Raw genomic sequence first — 22,560 nt, 5'->3', positions numbered from 1 at the left:
TTATGAAACATAATTGGATGGAAAACGTATAGAAAAGTGAAATTAAAGGAGAGGAACACTCTTATGCAAAATGTTTATTTTGACAGAAGAATGCAAGGACAAAATCCCGGACAAACAGTGGGTCCAAATGGAGAACAGATTTATTATATCATTAATCAAATTAATGGTATTGGAGAGCCATTAGCTTTTCAGGTAGATTGGGAATCAAGCAACGGCAGAGATTCTTTCGTTTTTGAAGGAACAAAGCACATTGAAAGAAATGGAATTCACTATTATTTAAAATAATAAGTTATTGTATGCAGGTTAAGAAGCACCTAGTTAGGGTGCTTCTTAATGTGCAAGAAAATGTCCCCTTTTGTTTAAGTTAATAGATGAAAGGGGTGATAATGCGAACTTAAATATGTTTTGTTGAATAGATTCTCTTTAAAGACAAGAAAAGTAGGTGAACAAAGTGGGAAAATATCAATTGGATTACAAAGGTCAGGTAGCTGTGACAAAGTTTCATGAAAAACAGACGCCTGCCAAATTTGATAAAAAGCAGCAACTTGAAAAAATGCGTGCGGAGTATTTGAAAAAGAAGCAAAAACAAACAGATAAATAATATGAATGAAAACATAGGAAGACTAAAATCTCCCTATGTTTTTCTTATTCGAAGTTCTTTTTTTCAATTGATGATAGAGTTTATTATTCCCAATTTTTCTTATTCTTCTTTTACAAAGCATTTCTTTTGTATGGTTTCCAATCCTTTTTTGAAAAGAAAAAGAAATAACTAATGCTTATTAAAGTAACGGGTGCTAGAGTTAAAGATGTGAACTGCTGCAACAATCCCTTTTCTTGTTCCACTAACGGGGCAGGTTAATTCAAGAATATTGCATATTTATTATTATAGAAAAGGAGATGGTATTACATGGCAATCCTCCATTTAATGGTTGGTCTCCCCTGTAGTGGTAAGACTACCCTTGCTCGCAAACTTGAAAAAAAATATTCCGCACTTCGACTTACTCCCGATGAATGGCATACGCGATTTGGTCATGATTTCGGGTATAACATGACGGAATCGGACGAAGCAATACACAATGCTAGACATGAAGCAGTGGAATCTCTGATGTGGGATGTTGCAGCTAGAATTATAGTTCTTGGTGTTGATGTTATTCTAGATTTTGGATTCTGGAGTAGAAGTGAACGGGATGAGTTTCGTTCTCGTGCCAAGGAACTAGGAGCTGACTTTAAAATCCATTTTAATGATATATCAGAAGAGGAGCTATTTGAACGTTTAAGGACTAGAAATGCTCAGAAACCAGAAGCGACTTTTGTTATTCCCGAAGCTAAACTTAAAGAGTGGATACAAATCTTCGAGCGACCTTCACCAGAGGAGCTTGAGTAATACAATACTTGAACTAACGGGTGCTTGAGCGAAACAAGCAGTTGTGGCGGCAGCTCCTTGTTCTTGTTCCACTAACGGAGCAGGATAGTTGAATAAGAAATGACATTATTTTAGTGAATAAATAAAGGGTTTTTTATAATAAATCTCGAAAACACTGATAGTTGTTTTACAATTTTGGATGTCATAATATCCGAAAGTATCATGGAGGAAAAGATGAAGAAAGTAATAAACATGATTAACCCAAGTTCCAAAGTGGCTGGAGTGTCGTTACTTGCATTGAAAAAAACAGAAAAAGCACTTGGTGCAATATTCCCAGATGAATACAAGGAACTCTTTTTAGAAACGAATGGAGCAAAATTTGGTGATTGGGCTTTGTTCCCTATTCAAATTAATGAACAATCTGGATTAACAATTGATATTGTAAAACAAAATCGAGAGAACAGACCGAAAAATGTACCGAGTGATATGATCTTTATTGGTGAAAAATTTAATGGTGATAAACTTTGCTATCGCATTAGAAAAAAATTTATGCAGGAACTAATCTTTCTTTGGAATGAAAAAACTGGGATAAGCGATTGTAAAGCATCAACATTAAGCCAATTTATTGATTGGTATGTGCCGAAAGTGAATACTAATAAGCCCAAAACAGTTGGTACTTTTACAGTAGAAAGTGGAAAGGTAATCATTACTGATCCATGTTATCAGGTGGATGAAGAAGAAGACCTGCAAATTATACTTTCAAATGTAAAAAACGGAAATTGGACGGCATCCATCACTTACACTGATGAAGAAGTGGTTGAAAGTTTACTTGTATTTTATGGAGAAAAGAAACCAAGTGGAAAATGGCATGATTGCGATAAACCGATTGCCGTTGACTCTGCACAAGCTGGAATCTTTGATCTTGCAGTATTCGGTAGAGATGAAGCCATCCAATATGAAGTGAAAAATGTTTATGACATAGAGATTGATGAAGTTGGATTAAAATATTATGTTGCATGTTGTGACATGGTTGCTTCAGATGCACAAGGGGGAGTTGTTCCAGGTGGTGCAGTTTCAATGTCTGGTTATGGTGATGGAATATACGAAGTGAAAGTAAAATATAACATTTCAAAAGAGGTTATTGGAGTGATGATTAACTTTGGAGATGAAGAATAATGCTATCCACAACGGGTAGTGAAATACACTTGTGCTTATTGAACTATTGGGTGCTTTTGTTCAGGATGATGTGATCGCTACGGCGGTCTTTTTTCTTGTTGCACTAACGAAGCAGATTAATTAAACAAGGATAAGAGGTGTTCAAAGATGAATATTAAAAAGTTCTTTAGGGGATTAATCTTTAAAAAATATGATGAATTTGCTTCGGAAATGGGCTTCCAAGACTGGAAGGCAGCTTATGATAACACTTTTTTTATTTTCCGTATTCCTGAAGATGCCCAATGGAACGCAACAGAGTTACCCAATAAGAGTTGGGCAGTTTGGAATGATGTAGGTCAACCACCTTATTCTTTTCGGGTTTTTACGACTTGGGAAGAAGCAATATTCTTTTTACGTAACTTATTTGAACAAGAAAATTATGAGGAACACTACTGGGAACCAGAAGGATATGAACCTGAAGAGAATGTGTTTATAAAACCACCTGATAAAAACAAAAAGGACGATTGAGATTTTTTCTAATAAAAGAAGAGTCAACTAATAATGCTGTAATGGTGGTTATTGTGCTAACGGAGCAGTTTACTTTAAGAAGTCCAATTGATAAAACATAGGAGGTTTATATTTTGGAAACCCAAAACTTATATAAAAAAATCGTTGCAAATGCTGAACTTCTCGATATTCTTTCGGAATACTTTGATTTTGAAGTAATAGAAGCTAATTCAAATACAAAAGATTATTTTTTTACAGTTGATGATAAAGCAACAATTATCGCCCAAGATGCATCTGGAGGATTTTTTGCTTTAATTGGAAAGGGAGAACCTGAAAATTTACCAGTTATTTATATTAGTTCTGAGGGTCAAGCAGGAAAGGTTGGAAAGAATTTGGAAGAGTTTATCTCTGTAATGGTCACTTGTCCTTATTGGATAGATTTGTTGAAGTTCTCTGGAAATGGACAAGTATCTGAAATGAAAAAAGCTCTTCCATTGTTAAAAGATGAGACATTAGAGGACTTCCCTGAAATGGAGACTTTTAAGGGTAAAATTATTTCTGAACTATCCATATACTCAATTTCAAACCCAGTGGAAACTTTGTTTGAGTCGATGGTTTCAGAACCTCATATTTCTATTTTCTCTCTCGAAGGTGACAAATTTGATTCATTATTTAACTCATTCGTAGTGATGGATAATCCCCTATGGAGAAACAAAACTCAATGAACAGAGATTTATTAATAAAATAAAATCTTATTCAGCTAACGGGTAGCTTTTGTTCAGGATGATGTGATCGCTACGGCGGTCTTTTTTCTTGTTGCACTAACGGAGCAGGTTAGTTGAAGAAAGAACACTATAAGAAGTAGTATGCACTTTAGCGATTGCTGGCTCATATTTTGCAAGGTAGGGTATTAAGGTAACTATCACATACTATATGTAATTTCTGGGGAAAGTATTTTTTAGTATAACTTTTTTGGAGGGTTACTTATGGATGAAAAAGAAAAACAGATTAGGCTAACAGCGGGTGAGATTGGTCAACTTTGGCTTCAATACTTAAATGATAGCTCAAGCCTATGTGTTCTTACATATTTTCTAGAAAAAGCTGAGGATGTTGAAATAAAGCCTATAATTGAATTTGCTTTAGAATTATCAAAGTCACATATTCAAAAGATTACTGCAATACTTACAGAGGAAAAAAATGTAGTTCCATATGGTTTTAGTATTGAAGAGGATGTTGATTTAACTGCTCCTAGACTTTATTCCGACGGTTTTGTACTAAATTTTATAAACCAAATGTCCAAGGTTGGGCTTACAACTTATGCTGGTAGTGTTGGAACATCTGTAAGAAGTGATATTAAATCCTATTACATGGAATGTCTTACAGAAACAATGCAATTATATGATAAGTCAACTGAATTATTATTGTCTAAAGGATTGTTTATCAGGTCTCCTAGCCTGCCTAATTTAGAGGAGGTTGAATTTGTAAAAAAGCAATGGTTTATGTTAGATGTGTTCGGAGAAAAAAGACCATTAGTTGCTGCTGAAGTCGATAATTTATTTGCGAATCTACAAAGAAATGCCTTGGGAGTAGCTACACTTACTGGCTTCAGTCAGGTTGCAAAGGATAAGGATGTAAAACAATTCTTTTTAAAGGGTTTAGAAGTTGGGAATAAACATATTAGATTATTTAGAGGGAAGCTAGAGGAAAGTAAACTTCCAGCACCTATGGGTTGGGATTCAGAAATATCAAATAGTACATCCCATACTTTTTCTGATAAACTGATGATGTTCTTCACAAGTGGTTTGATTTCTTTGAGCGTTGGTTATTATGGTACAGCTGTTAGTCAAAGTCCTAGAGGAGATCTTAGTGCAATGTATAACAGGCTATCCATGGAAGTTCAGATGTATTCTGAAGATGGAGCCAATATCATGATTAAAAATGGATGGTTGGAACAGCCTCCAATGGCATCCGATAGAGATGAATTAATAAGAAAAAAGAATTAATTGTAAATAACGTTTAAAGTCCTTCACATTTAACAGCAAGGACTTTTTTTAATATCATTATGAATTATGTTTGATATATTGTGAAGAGTTGCACTTAAACTAAAGGGTGCGTTGATCAAAGAAGGATTAACGCTTCTTTTTGTTGAACTTTATTGAAGTAACGGTTCAGTTTAGCGACAGATAGACATATCTAATATAGTGCGCTTATTTAGTTGAATGGAGGGTCTAATCATGGGCATTAGGAATTATCTGATTGGAGGTGTTTCCGGCGCCGGCAAAACTACGGTCTGCAACGAATTACAGCGGCGCGGCTACCATGCCATTCATGGTGACCGTGAATTGGCTTATCAAGGCGATCCGGAAACTGGTGCCTCGACGGATGGCTTTAAACCCGAACAACACATTTGGCATGTAGATAAAGTAAAATCTTTGGTCGCCAATCAGGATGAGGCGGTAACATTTTTCTGCGGTGGTTCGCGGAATTTCCCCAAATTCATCGATCTCTTCGACGGCGTGTTTGTCCTTGAGGTCGACCTGGAAACCTGTCTCCGGCGGATTGATGAGCGAGTGGCACTGGACCCAACTGACTGGGGTGGCAGACCAGAGGAACGGGAAATCTGTTCGCGCTTGCATCAAACGAAAGAAGGCGTTCCCAAAAACGGGATTATAATCGACGCCACCGCACCGATCGATCACGTCGTTGACGAGATCATCCGTCAAAGCGAAGAAAATAAACACTAACGCAGTAAACTTACGGTTGCGACAGCCCGATACACCGGTCCACCTGGATACGAATTTTATTTCAGACGATGTTAAATTACGTAGGAAATACACTAGATATTTTTAGTATATTGGCACTGATTTTAGGGGTAGGGTATCTGATTTGGGGAGAAATTTATGCCTATCAAGATACCAAAAATCAAAAAAAAGAAAAACCGTTCTTCAACTAAAGGGTGCTTTAGTTAAACAAGATCAGGGCTGTCATAATGGCAGCTCTTTCTTGTTGAACTAACGGGCAGGTTAGTTTAATAAGACTAAAAGAGAATGCGTTGGCAGGAATTGATAAACCAGGGTCCGAATACTATATACTTAAAGATGGAAAAGGATGAGTGTGTAAAAAATGAGGATTATTAAATATGACTTATCTTCAGAAGCCTATGGTTCAAAAGGCAAATTAGTATATGGTAAAAAAGGGACCATTGCTGATTTGATAATTGATACAGGAATGCTGTTATGGTCCAATTATGACAAAGTTATACCTTCTCTTAAGACTCTTAACGGAATATTTTTAGCAGGTGCATTTCCTTGTGCGGGTGAATGGGAACCGTTTGAAATTACAGTAGAAGAGTATGATGATTTAGTGCAATATTTGACTTCATTGCCATCACATAGACCATATAGAACTTTTGAGAATACTTAATAAAATAAAGAGGTTATAAAGCTAACGGGGGCTTTACAGCAATAACCTATATTCAACAGCTACAAAAATGGCAGCCTTTTATTATTAAGCTAACGAAACACTTAGTCGAAACATTATTAAAAGACTCGTGATAAGTGTCACCACAAGTCTTTATGGATAAAAATTTAAAGAAATTTAGTTTATACCTAACATCATTAAAATACAATTTGCTAATTCTTGTCCTCGCATATCACACATTGTAATACATTGAGCTAAAACTTGACCTATCATTATAACACCTCCTATAAATTATATTTTAATAGTAATCTAAGGTTATGTAGAATATATGTAGAAACCCATGTAGGTTTAGTTAATTCACCATTTATTCATAACTGTGAAAGAACTTTTTAATAACTATATCAATTCAACAGCATTCTTAAACAAAGTCATTTTTAAATAGGCTCAATTGTTAGGCACACTCTCTTTCCAAATGGCTGTGTTTGTTTTGTTACTAAAGGAGTTTTAAGATGAAGAAAAAGTAGTCTACAGATTTGGGCCTAACGAGAATTCAATGGAAAAAATAGAACTAGAACAAATAAGAAGGAAATTTACTGAAATAGGACCTGTCACTGATTGTAATAACTCAACAAAATTCTACTTTGACAGAGCTGCACAAAGGTTATCCATATGCTTTATTAGAGAGAATGGTGTTTTTCTCGATAGGACAACATTTGAATCGTAGAAAAATTAGTTAAATTATGCAATTTCAACTAACGGGGCGTTACTTAAATAACGATTTTCCGCAATCAATTCTAATTATTGATTCTTATTCAGAAAGAACGGCAATTTACGGTCAGATCTCAACCACAACTTGGGAAAATAGTTTAGCTATATGCCATCCCGAATTGATGAAAGAATGGAATTATGAAAAAAATCACGGTCTTTCTCCTTTTAAAGTACCAAGGGGAGCAAAGCAATCGGTTTGGTGGCGATGTAAGAAAGGACATGAATGGGAAGCAGTTGTATCTAATAGAACAAAGTCTATCAATCCCTCTGGATGCCCCGATTGTTATAGAGATTTGGGGGAGAATACACTTGTTCATACACACCCCGACTTAGCAAATGAATGGAACTACAAAAAGAATATTGGCAAATTACCCGAACAATATTCCTTTGGTTCTCATGAAAAAATATGGTGGAAATGTCCGAACGGTCACGATTGGGAAGCCCATATTTATAATCGGACAAGAAGCAATAAAAATCCTTCCACCTGTCCGAAATGTAGAAGTATTGCTTTTACCCATCCACACTTAGTCGAAGAATGGGATTATGAGAAGAATGGAATTCTTAACCCTTGGGAAGTGACGACCAAATCAGCACAAGAGGTTTGGTGGAAATGTAAAGAAGGGCATGAATTTAAAGCCATTGTTTACAATCGGACAAGAGAAAAAAACGCAACGAATTGTTCTATCTGTTTAAAAAACAGGAAATTAGGAGCAAAAAGTTTGTTACAAAACACCCGCATTTATTAAAAGAGTGGAATATGGATAGCAGTTTTTATCAAAGAAAGCAAGGTTGTGAAAAATTGTACTTAAGCTAACAGGTGCTTAAGTTGAAGATCGGAAGCTGCAAGTCAGCGGCTTCTTTACGTACTAACGGGATTCTAAAATCAAAATGACCCTACAAATACAGGGTTAATCGAAATATTGCCATTCTTCCCCAAATGTGTTTAGTTTTTGTATTTGACTTTCTTTAAGGGATACCGTTAAAGACTTCATACATTCATCTACCCAAGGTTTGAGTTTTTCTGATACCCAAATAATTTTTTTTGAAGACACAGTTTTATCTTTTTTTCTTTCAAATTCATTAATTGAAGTTCCATCCATTAATCGAAGCTCTTTCCCTGAAGAACTCCAACTTATTCTGGGAACTAGGATATGCTTATTTGTATTAACAAAGTCATCTAAGTACACAAAATTTTGATTCCCTTTTATTGAGTTAATCGTCTTTTTGAGGGTTGGGTATTTCTCTAAATGCATTGTTATATCCTTAAAAGAATTTTTATGGAAATCAATTTTAGAGTCTAAAATTTCAGTATTAATTATTTGAGCGAATATATCAAACTGGGATCTTAGAGCCTGCATCATGGCAGCCAACTCGGGATCAATAATATCTACTAATTGATCTGAACGTTCTAAAAATTCTAAGGGGTCAACGACACCTCCTGTTATCCATTGTCGACCTACTTCTTCAAAAATAGGATCATTAATACATTGGGAAAGTCGGAAATGATGATATTTTGCTCTCCTTCTAAGGGTTGCCAACCCACCGAGGAAAGGAAAACTTTTTCCATTACTACAATACATTTTAATTTCTTTAAGGGCTGGTACTGGTCCTAATTGGTTCACTACATTTTCCTCCAGTTTTTGGTTTGATTATATCCTAATATCACTAGAGATAAAACTACGTATATTGTTGATCTAAGAAGGATTAAGCTCTTTTTGTAGAACTTATTCTACTGAAGGGCAGGTTTGTTGAAGAAGGAATAGACGAGTTTAGCATAGAATAATTATCTTAAGAACAAAGAGGAGAATCCCAATGGAAACTACGGAATTTAAAAAGATTGTAGATTACAGTAAAATCCTCCTCATACAACAAAATAGGAGGTATTTTAGATGAGAGTGTTTCTTAGTCTATTATTAATCGTCGGTCTACTGGCTGGTTGTAACAAAAACGAAACGGAAGAACCAGTGAAAGAAAAAAAGGTTGAAGCAACTAAGGAACAACAAGAAGAAAAACTAGAGAAGGAAGAAGCAAAAGAAGCAACGGAAGAAGTTAAAGAAGAAGAACCGTCAATTGACATATCGGTTTTCCAATATGCAAAAAAGGTTGAAGTCACGGACGCTCGTGACATTACTAAACATATTACCGTCACGGTGTTTATGAGTAATGAACTAAAAGAAGGTCTTGCTTCACAACACGTTCTCAACCAAACCTATGATTTTGTTCAACAAGAAGACATCGAAGGAGCGAATACTTTGACCGTCGGAGTAATGGTTGGAGACAAAAGAGTCCTACAATATACCGTTGACATTACAAATTTTGTTCCTAATAATAGTGAGCCAATGACAAACGTTGTTTTAGCAGCTTCAAAGGTCGAAAAAATAACTCCAGAAGTCGAGGAGTTTGCAACATCATTTGATTGGAAAATTATTAAATAACCAAGTTACATGATCAGTAAAAATGTAGTTTGGTAAGGTGACGTTTCAATTTACTTGTAACATAATTTGTAATAGAGGAACATACTGATGGTTAAATTTTATTAAGTTAACGGGTGCATGAGTGAAAGATCACGGCTGTCATTGAGGCAGCTTTTTCTTATTGAACTAACGAAGCAGATTACTTCAAGAAGGAGTGTGCCTTTTCTTTTGAACTATTTGGCAGGTTAGCATTCGAGAGATATACTTATCAAACTGAGGGAGTTGAAGAAAGGATAATACATAAATTAAGAGAATATCATCCTGATGATAAAAAAATTTAATAAAGGAATGGAGATCTAATGGAGATAAATAATCGTATTTCTGCTATTTTAAAACATAACTATGGAATTGAAGCGACTTCAATAGAACAGCGTCCAGGTGGATGGTCGGCTTTAGCCTTTTTTCGTAGAAGATAAAAGGGTAAAGTATTTTTTAAAAGTGTACAACAAAAAAAAGCCTTCCAGCTCTCCGTGGATCATTGCAATCGACAGATATACCCCTTTAGTAAAATGGTTGCATAACCATACTGATTTACAAAACAATCTCGTCAATCCAATCTTTACGAGGTCACAAAGTAATAAATGTGAAGACGAACAGTACGTGTATTTGCTTTCAGAGCATTTAGAAGGAACTACAATTGGTAAGAAGCAGCTAAGTCCAAATCAGGTAAAAGAACTGGCTAAGATTCTGGGAATACTTCATAAAAACACTTCAAATATCCCTAATGAATTAAAAAAGCAACAAGTAAAGGAAAGTTTTGATATTGATTTCTGCGAATACCTATCTTCTTTTATTCATAACGATTTGGCTAATACAGACGATATCATTTTAGACATTGTAATGCCTTATACTGGCACTTTATTAGAAAAGATTAAGAGGATGAGGTATTTATCAAATACTTTGAAAAGCAAATCTCACCAGTTTGTTTTGTCCCACGCCGATGCTCATAATTGGAATCTTATGCAGGGGCAAAACCTTATGCTTATTGATTGGGAATGTGTAAAACTTGCTCCACAAGAACAAGACCTAATCCTAATCATAACAGAGCCATATGCCGAACAATTCTTAAATGAATACATGAAATTTATGAAGTATGAGACTCCTGATTTTGATGCCTTTGAATTTTATTTCTTAAAGAGAAAACTTGAAGATATCTGGGAGTGGATTAAGGACTTACGTTTTGAAGGTCTTGTAAAATCAGAAGAAGTAACACTCGAACTTCTAAAGTTGAGCCTTGATGCCTGTACAAGAACTGAGAAGTTTCGGTCGGAAATTCTAAAAGTCTTTAATTAAAAGGTAAAGATAGATATTCTTCTTCAACTAACGGGTGCTTTAGTATAACAAAGGACTGTCAATAGACGGTCTTTTGTTATGTAATAAGTGTCATAACTTAAAAGTATTGATACCAAAAAAAACGGCAATAAATCAAAAAGGTATTTACGGGTGTCATAACTTATGTTCATTAATAAGGTGAAAAAATGTATTATGTAAACGCTCGTGTTAGTTCCCTGGGACAGGAATTACAATCGCAAATTAATCAATTAGAAAATGTAGGCTACGATATTGTCTTTTCAGAAAAGTTTACTGGAACCAGCCGAACGTCAGGAATTTTAAAACTGTTGAAAACATGTAAGCAAGGAGACACATTTACCGTCACTTTACTTGACCGATTCGTTAGTTCTAGAATTGACGTCATTTCAACGGTAAAAAAGCTCTCTGAAAATGGTGTAAGGGTACACTCTATGAACATGGGTGTTATTGAAGATACGCCTCCGGGACGATTAATATTTCATATCTTTTCTGCATTCGCTGAATTTGAAAGGGATTTGATTTTTGAACAGACAAAAGGGGGGAAGGAAATTGCCAAGCAAAAAGCGCTTGTGGCGATGCTCGAAATTACAAACAATTAACTAGAGGAGGATAAGTGATGTGATTTATTCCATTGCAACATTATTGGGTTTTAACTAAAATAAGCATTTGAATACATGTAAGTTAGTTTTCGGCCAAAAGTATTCTGGAATGAATGGAAAGACAGGGGGCAGTAGTATGGTGCTAAAAAAAGGAGATCAAATTCCAGTACCCAATTTTCAAGAAATGCCTGAGGAATTGAAGCGATGCCCGCATTGGCTATTATGGAAAGCTGTGCCAAATAGGGACAAGCCAGAAGAACTTAGAAAATTTCCTGTAACAATCGATGGAAAAGGATTTGGTTGGAATGATCCAGAACATCTATATAGCTTTGAAGAAGTAGAAAATGCATTTCAAACGGGAAAATTTACGGGTGTGGGGTTTGCATTAAAAGGAACGGATTTTATTTGTATTGACCTGGATAACGACGTCAGCGCCGCCAACATATCAGATGAATTACAGGACCTAATACCCTGTGGATACACAGAAGTTAGCCCAAGTGGCAAAGGTTATCATATATGGCTAAAAGGTAAAAAACCCGCAGGAATGGGGAAGAATGGCTATACAGCAGCAGGCGAGAAGCTAGAAATATTCGGCGACAGCGGGTGGGTAACTATAACCGGTCATGCCTATTTTTCTGTACCTATCATAGAGGCTCAGCCTTTAATTAATGGATTATATAAAACGTATTTCAAAGAGAAACACAACAAAGAATCGTACACGAAACCTACTCCAACCTCTATGACTATACCAGACTTAAAAACAATCAAAGAAAAAATGTTCAATGCACGCAATGGCCAAAAAATACGGGCACTATGGAACGGCGATACAAGCATGTATACGAGTCCTTCAGAAGCAGATCTAGCGTTATGTTGGTATTTAGCGTTCTACGCCAACGGGGATTACTCCACTGTGGATACATTATTCCAGCAATCCGGCCTTTATCGTCAAAAATGGCACGAACGGCGGGGGGATACAACCTATGGCGGTATGACGATAGCAAAAGCCATTAACTCGCAAAATAGAGAAGGTTATAAATTGGATAAAAATGTTACGCCAATGCCGAACGATAAAAAGCTTGATGTAGACTGGTTCGGTGAAGGTGAGTTCGAAGAAGGAACAGTAGGAGTTCCAGCAGAAACAGAGGAAAAACAGCTTGACTTACAGCGTGATTTATTGCGCTCCAATGAAGAGATGATAATGGAAGTTTTACTTAAACATATCAGAACGCAAGAAGAAGTTAATCGCGAATTGCTGAATAGTCTGAAACGGCAGGAATACCTAAATAGTAAAGTTGTGCAGTGGTCTGAACAACTAAAGACTTATATTGATGAACACCTAGAACAACATAACCGTAAATTGATAGAATTATTACAGGAATCCCAAGAGGTAAAGCAGCAGCTTTTACAGATATCAGCCTCCTCCCAGAAAGAAATGAGTTCTTATTTATTAAATGATGTAGTAAAAGAATTAAACGATTTATTTGAAGGAATTAAATACATTAGAGGGGATGGAAATAATTGGTATTTCATTAGTGAATTTGAGGAAATGAAGGTAGAAAAAGAAGATTCTGCCATGTGGTATAAGGATACATATGAAGGTTGGCTTTTTTCTGGTTATTTATTTGGCGGGGACCGGTATTGATTTTTTTTCTTTTATTGCAATAGGTAAAGCCCAGGTATTTATATCCTGGACTTTTTTACATGTCAAAAAAGTCACTTGAATTTATGTTGGGGTCAATTTTCTATAATGCCTTAATGACTTCCCTAATCGTGTCCATGTTAGGTGCAGTATGCACATTTTCTAGATGTTCTCATAGTACAAAGTCATTCAAACTGTCCTCGATCTCCTCTTGGGTGATACCGATATAGCGTAGCGTGATCTCCGGCTTAGAATGGTTCAAGATGGTTTGCAGCTTGGCAATATCCTTCGTTTGCTTATAGAACCAATAGCCAAACGTTTTTCGCATGGTATGGGTTCCGATGCCTTCCTCGATTTCCACCATTTTTCCGGCTTTTACAAGCTGTCTGTAAGCCTGAGTTGTTGTGATGTGGCTTCCACCCTGCCGACTTGGAAAAAGCCATTCTGAATCAATTTCAGCGATGTAAGCCTGGATTTCCTCGTAGATGTTGGTAAGGTTTAAGGTCCTGGGCTTTTTGGTTTTACCTTCACGGACGGTAATACTCTTTTTTCGTTTTATATCTTTGGTCTTGAGTTTAACCAAGTCGCTAATGCGCAGGCCCGTGTTGATTCCGATAAGGAAAAGTATGTAATCTCGTTGACCGCACCATTGTTTCAAACTCCACTTCATGTCCTCGATCTTCTCTTTGCTTCTTAACGGCTGGACATCATAAACCTCTTTTTCAGTCGCCATTTTCGCCCCACTTCCTTTCCTTTCAGTGAAACCAATGAAATGAGTGTACGATTTTTTTATGTTATTTTCATTATGCGCCCAAATAAGAAGAAATGCAATAAATAAAAGAAAATGAGTGTATGATTTTGGCTATTTTCTTACACTGGGAATTTAACCGAAACTTTTTAAAAAATTTTTTAAAATTGCATCACCACGCAAAATAATTCGCTGTTATTTTTCGTATTCATCGTCTACGTTTATAAGTTTTGTTAATCGTATAGTATTCGTATAGTTTGTACGAAAGTTGACGCAGTATATACACGAATGTCAATGCGTATGATTAGATAAACCTGTGCTCCCCTGCGCGTTTGATACTGCAATGACTCTCGTGGTAAATTAAATTTACCTAATACCCGAAAGGAGATGCTTATTATCATGGTTTCCACAAATAGATTCAGATTGGTTGTGCCAGTATCCGATACTGATGAAGCACTAAAACACTATTACAAGAGTTGGCGTGACCTTAATCAAACAGCGAAGTCGGGTTTCATGCGCTTGGATAACGCTTTTAAAGATAAATATTTAAAAGAGTTGGGAGATGGCGCCTTAAAGCTATACCTATATTTTTGTTTTCATGCAGCCAATGAAACCGGTGATAGTTGGCATAGCATTCCAAGAATAGCTGAGTTTTTCAATGGCGCACAGACACGAACTATCGATAACTGGATAAAAACGTTAGTCGATAAAAATTTAATCTACAGGGCATCGCAGGGAAAAAAATCATATACCACCTATCTGCTGCCTTTCAGTGACACCATCGTCAGACATTCAGCATCAAAAAAGCGTGCCAGTGATAATCAGGAGTCGCTTGATGATCTGTTAATGAAAATAAAAGAACTTCGGGCTGTTTACGGAGAAATCGTTAAAGTTCATCATTTATTTCAATGGGAGAAGCAAAAAGGAAAGCCAGTCAATCGGGATCGAAGTCAACAATACCTTCTGATTATCACAAAACGAAATAACGGTGTATTGATTGGCCATTTATACGCTCTGAGAAAGTCAGATCATCTTTGCGTAAGTCAGTTAGATATAGAAGAACCAGCTATATTTAATAGTCCGTTTCGCTTTCATGACTCTAATGTGGTCGGACTAGCTTTACCTTCATTTCCGGCTATTGGAGGTAAGAGTAAAACAGCAATAAAAGAAATTTTGGATTTAATAAGGGAATTAGCCGAAATTGAACCTTGGAAATTAGAAGATCGACCAAAGCTTATTTATGGAGACAAAGATGAAATCCTCCCGGTTCAAGAAGAAGACCCCGAAATTAAAGAGGCTGACGAGGAATTGGATGAAGAGGCTGATGAGGAACCCGATGAAGAAGCATAACATCCAAACGAGGGCAAAAATAACCCTTTTTTCTGTTTTTTAGAAAATCCGGGTATTGTCATACCCGTTCATATACATGAAATTGCTTTTGAATAAATAAATCATTAACGGAAATGTCCGAAATGGAAAAGCCATGCGACAATCATAGTAGGAGGAAAAGTAAGTGTCGAAAACATTTTAGTGTTTTCTTTTTCTCCAAACACCTTAGGTTGCTATAATTTAGTAGTTTATCCCTACCTTGAGCAAAATCGGGTTATACCTACTAACGAGTGCGCGAAATGGTAAAGTTGCGCCTATTATTAAGAGGGAGGTGATAATCGTTACTTTATTCATTGGTTATTTTCTGTTGGGGTGATTTTATAAGAAGAATCCTCTTCCGAAGTACAAAAACAAAAAAATAAATTTTCAGGTGATAGCAAGGAGGCGTGAAGAAAACGTAGAAGCGGCCTAAACCTGGTAGCACCCCATTTTTACCGCATTTTATCTCTATAGACAAATTCAATCGTCCTTATTAAACTGATGATAGCCTATAAAATAAATGACAGCACAACACGTTTTTGGTGGTTTATCTCTGCCTTGGGGAATGGAGGTGGGGAACATAGAAATTTTAAGTTTATTAAGTTTAATTGCCGATCTGTACAGCTTGCTTCAAGATTTCTCTGGATTTTTAACGTCGGATTCAAATTTTAAGATTGGAATTGTCATAGTTGGCTTAGTATCGCCAAAAAAAGAAGAACCACCCAGTCTGCCAACCAGGTAGTTCTTCCACAAATCGCTTATAAAGAGTATTTCCAAAAACAAGGTAAGAAAACCCCAAAACAACATCATGAAGTTTGTGTTAGATCAGGATGTCTGCCAACATTCCTGGTCTTTTTTTATGGTTATCTTCCCGTTTTAGTTACCCAAAAAGGTAACTAATTTAATCCCATTATAGGCTATGCTGTTGTATTTCGTAAACATTTAGTTACCTTTAATGCCTTCTAGTGCGGAAGGTATCAACTGTTACACGACCACGACGATAAACTAGAGGAAATAGAACTTTTTTCTGGTTGTGGTGGATTTTTAATAGGATTTAACCCCGACATTTTTTTCAGCCATGTTCGCCTGCTGCCGTTTATATTCGATCTGATATGTGCAAGGATATGCCGAGAATAAAAAAGAGAGTAGGCGTTCGCCCACCCCCTTCGTCTGAAAAAGCAAAAATGCCTAGCCTAAAGGCTAAGCACCGCTGCCGCAAGTTGCACCAAACTCGAAATGAGTTGGATTCCCTCACTTGAAATCTTTATAGTTATAGAGATTTCCAAGGTTTTCACCCTTTAGAAAGGGTAGGATTTTCAGTTGACTGAAGCCCCTTTCTTGCAGGGAAACTGACACAGTCAGAATATTCAAGTGGTTCTTCCACATCAACGAAACCCTTTCGAACCAAAGTTCTATAGTAAATTATAGTAATTTTTCTACAATTTGTAAAGTTGTTTGTATTCGCCTACTCCCTTAAATCGCTTTTGCTATTTCGGCTATGTAACCTATCTGATGCTTTTTTCTCTGCTTAATTTACTTTTAATCAGCACTTGTCCCATTCACCTTTATTCTGAGTGTCATAAGGTATATTACCACCGACCACCCACCAGACACCATGTTACCTCCGAAGAGGCGTTTGCATGTATCGCAGACGCTTTTTTATTTTAGGCAAACGTTAATTTTGTCCTAACAATAGGGAGATTGTCTAGTCCATTCTTGTCTTAAAGAATATTTTACATAGTGATAAGTTTTTTCCTTCGGATATTTCATAGGGTGGTGAAAAAAATATGGGTTTCAATGGAGGCAGCAGCTTTGTGTTAATCGTTGTATTGTTCATCCTACTGATCATTGTAGGGGCTTCTTTTTGCTAAATTGTACGGAACAAAGGGCGGATTAAGTTAATCTGCCCTTTTGGCTTTGACTTCGAAAGAAGACGCAGATTCTTTTAAGCAAATGATTTAAACAGTGTTTCCATGGGAACGATTCCATAGAAGAAAAGGGGGAGGCGTTCCGCCCACTCCCTTTAACACTTAATAGCATAAAAAAAGACCGTCTATTGACAGTCTTGTTCTTCAACTAAAGCACCCTATAGTTTAAGTACACTATTTCACATTCTTTGCTTTCATAATAAACCATGGGCATCAACTTCGTTAGTGGAAACTCAAGATATTATAACTATTTTCACCACTCATCTCTTGATAAAAAAATTATACAATTTACTTCATTTCACTAATTTTCACATCAAAGATACTTAACAACGATACAATAATTATTATTGATATTAGCCAAGCTAACAGAGGTCTTTTATGGTGAATAGGCAATATAAAAAAAATAATCCCTGTGAATATTACAGACCACCACATATTCCACCCATTATGGTATGTAATAAAACCGAATTTACTATTAAGATACTCTACACCTAAATATATTCCCACCCATAACAAAAACCATAATGAACGTTTTTTCCATCCATCAGGAAACCTGCCTAAGTAAATAAATACAGTTGCAGAATAAGAAACCACCATAGCTAAAATTGTAATCGTTGTATGGTTTGGTAAGATTAAATCGTGAAATAACCACATTGATTGTTTATAGAGAAGAAAGTTGTATAAAAAATCTCCAATGATAAAGAAGAGGATTGTCGGATAATATCTTTGCCAATTCCTCCAATCCCCCCATATAAAACTTGCTATCGCATACAAAACATTAATTAAAATATACATCTTATCAATCCTATAGTATTGTTGGTATTATTATACTCTCCCCACAATTTTAGGAAATTATGAAAATGAGCTGTCTTTTTCTTATTTCACTAACCTGCACGTTAGTTCAATAAAAAAAAGACTGCGGTGATTAGCAGCCTGTACTTAAAGGAAAACCCCCAGTTTGTTGAAGATCGTTTAATCTATTACTGGACCGTAAAAGGGGTTTTTATTAATATCCGTTATAAATTTAATTGCTTTCGCTTGATACATTTTATCACGGTACTCATAAGTTATTATAATATCTCCAACAGACATCGCTGGTGTTATTTGACCACTTACTCTTACCATTAGATTTTTGTTAAATACTTCATAATCAATAATGCTGCCAAATCCTATATCCTCAAATAAATGCGATGGTTCTATTGACTTAGTATCGATAATGGATACTTTGTCCCCCAAAATGATTTCTGCCTTTTCAGTAGTTAATTTTGTTTTTACATTTTTATAGATAATTGCTAAAGGATTATCGACAATAACATCAATTAATCCATTGGTATATCTATAGACATAAATTTCTTCCTGTAATACACCAGTTCCATAGCCTTTATTCAGAATTATGATTAACTCTTTCTTTTTATCTTTATTAATGTCTTCGTAATAAATTTGTGGTGCATAAGTGGGGTTATTTGCAGCACTTAACCAAAAAGGTCTTGAGTAAACTTCTCCCTTGAAATGAATTTTAAAGTCTCGATATAAGCCGTTTACTTCCTTAGCATACAAGACTATATCTTCTTTAGTTAGCTTCGATACCACTTCATATCCTTCGTTTGTTGCACTTACACTTTTTGGCACAGAAAAGAGAATAAATACTGACACTAAGATACAGTATGTTTTCATAGAATACACCTCATTTTATTGTTCCCTAAGATGAATTCTCATTCAACTATCCTGCCAGTTAGCTGAAAAACAAAAAAAGGACCGCCGTAGCGATCATCATCCTGAAAAGCACCCGTTACTTGAAGAAGGACTCGTACTGTTTAATCATTAATAATGTATTTATCCCAGCCTCTATTTTTAATTTCTTCTTCAGAGGGTACAACAATTTCATAATCAAAGTCAAATGTGGATGTTGCTATACCGACTTCTTTTATTAAGTCAGGATGTTCCCATAATGATTCACATTCATCGCAACACACAAATAATATATTTGTTTTTTTATCTTTGAAAATTTCAACCCATCCTTGATTGCAAATCGGACACCAAGCAACTTTATTTTTATACCACATTTTTTAAACCGTCCTTTATAAGGCTCATTCATTTAAACTGTTCGTTCAACAAGTAGGGGGATTGCCGTAGCAGTTCCAATCTTAAACTCTAGCACCCGTTAGCGTAAGTACATTCCTTCACAATCTATAGTTATGTTCAAGTGCTTTATCTTAATTCATCTAATTCATATTGGAGATGATTTAGTAACTCATTTGGCTCCCAATTATGACCAATTAAACTTTCACCATTAAGATTAGCTCCGATGATAAGTCCATCTTCATTCAAATTAGGTATCCAATTCTCGATGAAATCTTGCAAAGATATTTCAAGTGGTTTGTAGTTACGATATACGGAGATAGAATTTATAACTTCCTGTACCCTTAATTTTGATGACCAAAATGGCATGGAATCTTGTGTATCACTTTTAGTAATAGGGACACCTTCTTCACTTTCAATTGTCCAAACTTTCCGATCATCAATAATTTCGTTTATGAAGTTATTGCCTAAATATTCATCCATCAACTTAACACTATGCTCCATGGCTTCCGTTTCAGCATTTTCTTCATCCAAATCAGGATTATTAAGCCATTGTTGATAATGGATAATTTCGTGTGCAATACTATTTAGAATTGCCAATATTGCATTTTCTTCTCCCCGTTCAGAAACGAGTTCTTGAAAATCCCCAGTTGCCACCCTAATATATGGTTCCTCATCTTTACTATAAGGACCCAGAAAAGTTGCACTAACCATTTCTTTGCCGTCTTGTGTTTTAATTTGATAAGCCTTTTTTAAATAAACAACCACTCTAATTGGAAATTCCAAATATAATCGCAACCATTTAGCAAAATCCAAACAGGATTGTCTTACCTTTGGATTAACACCTTGTTCGCACCTTACTCTTAAACCTGAACGTGGGTACTGTAAATTCTTCATAAATAACCTAACCCTTTATCAAATTTTATAATAAATTCGATAACGAATCGAATTACTCCTGCAACCATCCCTTTTTCAATTAAACTGCTTCGTTAGTTGAAGAAGCAATCAATCTCATACTTTCTTAAATCATAAAAAAGGGGCAGGCATTCTCCCCCCTCAAATTGCTTTAGCTATTCTTTCTAAAGGAATAAAGAATGATGTGCCGAATAATGTATGATTAGCACCAAAGGAAATTGGAAGAACACTATCTAATAGGGGGATTTTTATGACAATTTGGGTAGACATCGATAAACCTACAAAGCATTTTGGGATTCATAACGAAAATAAGTCTCGTAATCCAAAATTCAAGGGGACTAATAAAATGGGAAGAGATGGTGCCTGGTTTGAATTGACTTCGAAAAATGAAGCTTTTGAATTACATAAAAGGGAGTATCCCACCTTCACATTAGTAGATCGAACAGAATAATAAACTTTCGTATCTGAAGGAGTAGGCATTGCACCTACTCCTTTTAAATTGCTTGTGCAATCTCAACCAATAAATCCATTAACATAGGCAACGACTGGACCAAGATATAACCTATCCCCGCTTTCGCTATCATATCGAATCCCTTCTCCCTATTACCGATCATCACGAACAGTCCCCCGCCCAGCATAACCACCAGTCCAATCGGATAAGACAACGCCTGGACCAATCCAATTACCGGTTCAAAGGCGTGCACAACCCGTTCGTACAGTTCACCGTTCACATACCGTTCCACCCTTCCTGCTTCTGCTGCAAAGGCGATTGTAGGGGTAAGCGCTGCTAAAGGAAGAACGCTTGTAGTAACGATTCTCTTTATCTTGTTGCCAGCTGGCTGCTGCCGTTCCTCACGATTTAAAAACTCCTTGATACTCATGGATTCCATACGCTTAGCCACGCGAACGCCTCCCTTAATGAAAGTCTCTAATCGTAAACACCTTCACATCTAACCCCTCACACAAACTTAGGAGTTGCTTCCTCCGGTATTCTGTCATCGTCACCCAAAGGAATAACGGCTGCTTCTCGAATACTCCTAAATCAATTAGCTTTCGATATCGTTCCACCTTCGTCCTGTTCTTCCCCATTTTCTGCGTATGGTCCACTTCAACAATGTGGTAACGACGTTCTCGAATAAATAAAGCATCCGCAATAACCGAAACCCGCCCCTTTACCTCCAGTTTCATTTCGTTCTTCCAGGTTGCAGGCTGGCCGCAAGCGATATATAAATCATTTCTCATAAGTACATGACGGGCTTGCATAGTTTTCTTAAATACCTTCTGACAATTCACCCGTTCCCTGCCTTCTTTGTTGAGGTAGTAAATGTTCTCTGAATCTCGAAAGCTGCTAATGTACTGTTCCATGTTCTTTAACACCCTGGAAGCGTTCCTAGCACTCCCTAGCCCATGCAAGGTTTGAAGCTGCGAACGACTAAGGTAATCAAGCTTCTTCAATGACAAGAGTATGCGTTCCTCTCTTTGCTGCCTTGCGATTTCCTTCCTCACTCGATTCAACCCTTTCCTTCCGAGGTCTTATGCTTATATGTGGTTGAATAATTTCTGTAATGGCACCACCTGGAATATAAGGTGTTTGGACTTCAATCAAGCGCAAATCTTTATATAAAGCCCTACCCTGTATAGCAGGAAGTTTTTCTGCCCCGCCTTGATCTAGTACAACCTGACTTGCCGTTGCTGTATCCAGAACGAAACATAACCGCCCTATGCAATTTCTTTTCACCTGGGAACTGATTGTCTCCATGGTTGGATATTGTGTCGTATAAACCAAGCGCAGACCGCTAGCCCTGCCCTTTCTAGCAATCTCCTTCAGCAACTCCTGGCAGCCTTTATCGTCCGCCATATCCGCAGCTTCATCAATTATGATAAAGTGGCGTTCCTTGAACCCAGCTTCTTTCACGTTCGAAAATCCCTTTTCAAGTAAATACTCTGTCACTTCATCCATTTTCTCGACTGCTGATTTCAAAGCTTCTCTCGCTTTCTCAACGTCGGTCGCATAGGCTTTCACTTGCTTTAAATGGCGGTAACGGTTAAATTCCAGCCCCCCCTTTAGGTCAATCAGCGTAAACGTCACATCTTCCCCTTTGTTCAGTAACAAAGTATTAATAACGCAGTTTACCCAATTCGATTTGCCGAAATCAGTTGTACCAGCCACGATAATATGGGCTTTCTTTTCGAAGTTGTGAACGATTAGACCGCTTCTGCTTTCTCCAACCGGAACCGCCCAGCCCCGTGTTTGATGGGGTTAGATATGACGATTTAAGCAAGAAG

Annotated in this window: 25 protein-coding genes and 1 pseudogene; 17 read left to right on the top strand and 9 right to left on the bottom strand. The window is 36.5% G+C overall.

Features of this window, described 5'->3' with window-relative positions:
• The first annotated feature begins 63 nt into the window (after positions 1-63).
• The 10 genes from CHI06_RS23760 (at position 64) to CHI06_RS23710 (ending at position 7,959) form a co-directional block, all read left to right on the top strand.
• A complete protein-coding gene (locus tag CHI06_RS23760) occupies positions 64-285 on the top strand; it encodes a hypothetical protein (protein WP_095251034.1) in 222 nt (73 codons plus the stop codon).
• A gap of 166 nt (positions 286-451) precedes the next feature.
• On the top strand, positions 452-601 hold the full coding sequence (locus CHI06_RS30015; RefSeq protein WP_095251033.1) for a hypothetical protein: 150 nt from the start codon (positions 452-454) through the stop codon (positions 599-601).
• 306 nt (positions 602-907) lie between these two features.
• Positions 908-1,384 carry an AAA family ATPase gene (locus tag CHI06_RS23750; protein WP_218833117.1) on the top strand — a complete coding sequence of 159 codons (477 nt, stop codon included), beginning with the start codon at positions 908-910 and terminating at the stop codon, positions 1,382-1,384.
• Positions 1,385-1,597: 213 nt separating this feature from the next.
• Positions 1,598-2,539, top strand: a complete 942-nt coding sequence (locus CHI06_RS23745; protein ID WP_095251032.1) for an SMI1/KNR4 family protein — start codon at positions 1,598-1,600, stop codon at positions 2,537-2,539.
• A gap of 147 nt (positions 2,540-2,686) precedes the next feature.
• Positions 2,687-3,046, top strand: coding sequence for a hypothetical protein (locus tag CHI06_RS23740; RefSeq protein WP_179292760.1), 360 nt, complete (start codon positions 2,687-2,689; stop codon positions 3,044-3,046).
• 113 nt (positions 3,047-3,159) lie between these two features.
• A complete protein-coding gene (locus CHI06_RS23735) occupies positions 3,160-3,750 on the top strand; it encodes a hypothetical protein (RefSeq protein WP_095251031.1) in 591 nt (196 codons plus the stop codon).
• 261 nt (positions 3,751-4,011) lie between these two features.
• Positions 4,012-5,028 carry a DUF3231 family protein gene (locus tag CHI06_RS23730; protein WP_095251030.1) on the top strand — a complete coding sequence of 339 codons (1,017 nt, stop codon included), beginning with the start codon at positions 4,012-4,014 and terminating at the stop codon, positions 5,026-5,028.
• A 231-nt stretch (positions 5,029-5,259) separates the two neighbouring features.
• Positions 5,260-5,769, top strand: coding sequence for an AAA family ATPase (locus CHI06_RS23725; RefSeq protein WP_095251029.1), 510 nt, complete (start codon positions 5,260-5,262; stop codon positions 5,767-5,769).
• A gap of 379 nt (positions 5,770-6,148) precedes the next feature.
• Entirely contained in the window at positions 6,149-6,448 is a 300-nt protein-coding gene (locus CHI06_RS23720; RefSeq protein WP_095251028.1) for a hypothetical protein, read from the top strand.
• A 737-nt stretch (positions 6,449-7,185) separates the two neighbouring features.
• Positions 7,186-7,959 carry a zinc-ribbon domain-containing protein gene (locus tag CHI06_RS23710; RefSeq protein ID WP_095251027.1) on the top strand — a complete coding sequence of 258 codons (774 nt, stop codon included), beginning with the start codon at positions 7,186-7,188 and terminating at the stop codon, positions 7,957-7,959.
• Positions 7,960-8,121: 162 nt separating this feature from the next.
• Here CHI06_RS23710 and CHI06_RS23705 read toward each other — a convergent pair whose 3' ends face one another.
• Positions 8,122-8,835: a hypothetical protein gene (locus CHI06_RS23705; RefSeq protein WP_095251026.1), complete on the bottom strand. Its 714-nt coding sequence runs from the start codon at positions 8,833-8,835 to the stop codon at positions 8,122-8,124.
• 267 nt (positions 8,836-9,102) lie between these two features.
• Here CHI06_RS23705 and CHI06_RS23700 point away from each other — a divergent pair, with 267 nt between their 5' ends.
• The 4 genes and pseudogenes from CHI06_RS23700 (at position 9,103) to CHI06_RS23685 (ending at position 13,239) form a co-directional block, all read left to right on the top strand.
• Positions 9,103-9,648: a hypothetical protein gene (locus CHI06_RS23700; protein WP_095251025.1), complete on the top strand. Its 546-nt coding sequence runs from the start codon at positions 9,103-9,105 to the stop codon at positions 9,646-9,648.
• Positions 9,649-10,101: 453 nt separating this feature from the next.
• Positions 10,102-10,980, top strand: a pseudogene (locus tag CHI06_RS23695) (phosphotransferase); the annotation flags it as partial.
• A gap of 185 nt (positions 10,981-11,165) precedes the next feature.
• Positions 11,166-11,597: a recombinase family protein gene (locus CHI06_RS23690; RefSeq protein WP_095251023.1), complete on the top strand. Its 432-nt coding sequence runs from the start codon at positions 11,166-11,168 to the stop codon at positions 11,595-11,597.
• 136 nt (positions 11,598-11,733) lie between these two features.
• Complete coding sequence (locus tag CHI06_RS23685; RefSeq protein WP_095251022.1) at positions 11,734-13,239, top strand: phage NrS-1 polymerase family protein; 1,506 nt, start codon at positions 11,734-11,736, stop codon at positions 13,237-13,239.
• A 169-nt stretch (positions 13,240-13,408) separates the two neighbouring features.
• Here CHI06_RS23685 and CHI06_RS23680 read toward each other — a convergent pair whose 3' ends face one another.
• Entirely contained in the window at positions 13,409-13,969 is a 561-nt protein-coding gene (locus CHI06_RS23680; RefSeq protein ID WP_257009432.1) for a site-specific integrase, read from the bottom strand.
• Positions 13,970-14,383: 414 nt separating this feature from the next.
• Between CHI06_RS23680 and CHI06_RS23675 the strand changes: the two genes are divergently transcribed.
• A complete protein-coding gene (locus CHI06_RS23675) occupies positions 14,384-15,334 on the top strand; it encodes a helix-turn-helix domain-containing protein (protein WP_095251021.1) in 951 nt (316 codons plus the stop codon).
• A gap of 1,805 nt (positions 15,335-17,139) precedes the next feature.
• The gene (locus CHI06_RS23670) at positions 17,140-17,223 is read left to right on the top strand and encodes a YjcZ family sporulation protein (RefSeq protein WP_095251020.1); all 84 of its coding nucleotides are present in this window, start codon (positions 17,140-17,142) and stop codon (positions 17,221-17,223) included.
• A gap of 345 nt (positions 17,224-17,568) precedes the next feature.
• Here CHI06_RS23670 and CHI06_RS23665 read toward each other — a convergent pair whose 3' ends face one another.
• From CHI06_RS23665 to CHI06_RS23650, 4 genes are all read right to left on the bottom strand, one after another.
• On the bottom strand, positions 17,569-18,075 hold the full coding sequence (locus tag CHI06_RS23665; protein WP_095251019.1) for a CBO0543 family protein: 507 nt from the start codon (positions 18,073-18,075) through the stop codon (positions 17,569-17,571).
• A 177-nt stretch (positions 18,076-18,252) separates the two neighbouring features.
• On the bottom strand, positions 18,253-18,954 hold the full coding sequence (locus CHI06_RS23660; protein ID WP_257009431.1) for a hypothetical protein: 702 nt from the start codon (positions 18,952-18,954) through the stop codon (positions 18,253-18,255).
• A 140-nt stretch (positions 18,955-19,094) separates the two neighbouring features.
• Positions 19,095-19,343 (bottom strand): hypothetical protein, encoded by a 249-nt coding sequence (locus tag CHI06_RS23655; RefSeq protein WP_088088132.1) that lies wholly within the window; start codon positions 19,341-19,343, stop codon positions 19,095-19,097.
• A gap of 145 nt (positions 19,344-19,488) precedes the next feature.
• Positions 19,489-20,256, bottom strand: a complete 768-nt coding sequence (locus tag CHI06_RS23650; RefSeq protein ID WP_095251018.1) for a DUF2750 domain-containing protein — start codon at positions 20,254-20,256, stop codon at positions 19,489-19,491.
• Between the two features lie 268 nt (positions 20,257-20,524).
• Between CHI06_RS23650 and CHI06_RS23645 the strand changes: the two genes are divergently transcribed.
• Positions 20,525-20,725 (top strand): hypothetical protein, encoded by a 201-nt coding sequence (locus tag CHI06_RS23645; protein WP_095251017.1) that lies wholly within the window; start codon positions 20,525-20,527, stop codon positions 20,723-20,725.
• 43 nt (positions 20,726-20,768) lie between these two features.
• On the opposite strand, the gene CHI06_RS23640 is transcribed toward CHI06_RS23645, so the two are convergent.
• Genes CHI06_RS23640 through CHI06_RS23630 form a run of 3 tightly spaced genes read right to left on the bottom strand, consistent with a single transcriptional unit; the run spans position 20,769 to position 22,480 of the window.
• Positions 20,769-21,176, bottom strand: a complete 408-nt coding sequence (locus CHI06_RS23640; RefSeq protein WP_257009429.1) for a hypothetical protein — start codon at positions 21,174-21,176, stop codon at positions 20,769-20,771.
• Positions 21,177-21,189: 13 nt separating this feature from the next.
• Positions 21,190-21,780, bottom strand: coding sequence for a replication-relaxation family protein (locus tag CHI06_RS23635; protein ID WP_306453842.1), 591 nt, complete (start codon positions 21,778-21,780; stop codon positions 21,190-21,192).
• Positions 21,716-22,480: an FtsK/SpoIIIE domain-containing protein gene (locus CHI06_RS23630; RefSeq protein WP_095251015.1), complete on the bottom strand. Its 765-nt coding sequence runs from the start codon at positions 22,478-22,480 to the stop codon at positions 21,716-21,718. Before CHI06_RS23630 ends, CHI06_RS23635 begins: the two co-directional genes overlap by 65 nt.
• Positions 22,481-22,560: the final 80 nt, after the last annotated feature.

The organism is Bacillus sp. 7884-1 (assembly GCF_002272245.1).
Lineage (GTDB): Bacteria > Bacillota > Bacilli > Bacillales > Cytobacillaceae > Neobacillus.
The sequence above is the reverse complement of the archived record's forward strand: the minus strand, read 5'-3'. Positions and strand labels throughout refer to the sequence as shown.

Bases quoted from the DNA above. Each gene is read 5' to 3' on its own strand.
- CHI06_RS23650 (WP_095251018.1), bottom strand. From the start codon at position 20,256: ATGAAGAATTTACAGTACCCACGTTCAGGTTTAAGAGTAAGGTGCGAA.
- CHI06_RS23670 (WP_095251020.1), top strand. From the start codon at position 17,140: ATGGGTTTCAATGGAGGCAGCAGCTTTGTGTTAATCGTTGTATTGTTC.
- CHI06_RS23720 (WP_095251028.1), top strand. From the start codon at position 6,149: ATGAGGATTATTAAATATGACTTATCTTCAGAAGCCTATGGTTCAAAA.
- CHI06_RS23745 (WP_095251032.1), top strand. From the start codon at position 1,598: ATGAAGAAAGTAATAAACATGATTAACCCAAGTTCCAAAGTGGCTGGA.
- CHI06_RS23685 (WP_095251022.1), top strand. From the start codon at position 11,734: ATGGTGCTAAAAAAAGGAGATCAAATTCCAGTACCCAATTTTCAAGAA.
- CHI06_RS23750 (WP_218833117.1), top strand. From the start codon at position 908: ATGGCAATCCTCCATTTAATGGTTGGTCTCCCCTGTAGTGGTAAGACT.
- CHI06_RS23760 (WP_095251034.1), top strand. From the start codon at position 64: ATGCAAAATGTTTATTTTGACAGAAGAATGCAAGGACAAAATCCCGGA.
- CHI06_RS23660 (WP_257009431.1), bottom strand. From the start codon at position 18,954: ATGAAAACATACTGTATCTTAGTGTCAGTATTTATTCTCTTTTCTGTG.
- CHI06_RS23665 (WP_095251019.1), bottom strand. From the start codon at position 18,075: ATGTATATTTTAATTAATGTTTTGTATGCGATAGCAAGTTTTATATGG.
- CHI06_RS23700 (WP_095251025.1), top strand. From the start codon at position 9,103: ATGAGAGTGTTTCTTAGTCTATTATTAATCGTCGGTCTACTGGCTGGT.
- CHI06_RS23725 (WP_095251029.1), top strand. From the start codon at position 5,260: ATGGGCATTAGGAATTATCTGATTGGAGGTGTTTCCGGCGCCGGCAAA.
- CHI06_RS23675 (WP_095251021.1), top strand. From the start codon at position 14,384: ATGGTTTCCACAAATAGATTCAGATTGGTTGTGCCAGTATCCGATACT.
- CHI06_RS23730 (WP_095251030.1), top strand. From the start codon at position 4,012: ATGGATGAAAAAGAAAAACAGATTAGGCTAACAGCGGGTGAGATTGGT.
- CHI06_RS23680 (WP_257009432.1), bottom strand. From the start codon at position 13,969: ATGGCGACTGAAAAAGAGGTTTATGATGTCCAGCCGTTAAGAAGCAAA.
- CHI06_RS23655 (WP_088088132.1), bottom strand. From the start codon at position 19,343: ATGTGGTATAAAAATAAAGTTGCTTGGTGTCCGATTTGCAATCAAGGA.
- CHI06_RS23740 (WP_179292760.1), top strand. From the start codon at position 2,687: ATGAATATTAAAAAGTTCTTTAGGGGATTAATCTTTAAAAAATATGAT.
- CHI06_RS23690 (WP_095251023.1), top strand. From the start codon at position 11,166: ATGTATTATGTAAACGCTCGTGTTAGTTCCCTGGGACAGGAATTACAA.
- CHI06_RS23645 (WP_095251017.1), top strand. From the start codon at position 20,525: ATGACAATTTGGGTAGACATCGATAAACCTACAAAGCATTTTGGGATT.
- CHI06_RS23710 (WP_095251027.1), top strand. From the start codon at position 7,186: ATGCAATTTCAACTAACGGGGCGTTACTTAAATAACGATTTTCCGCAA.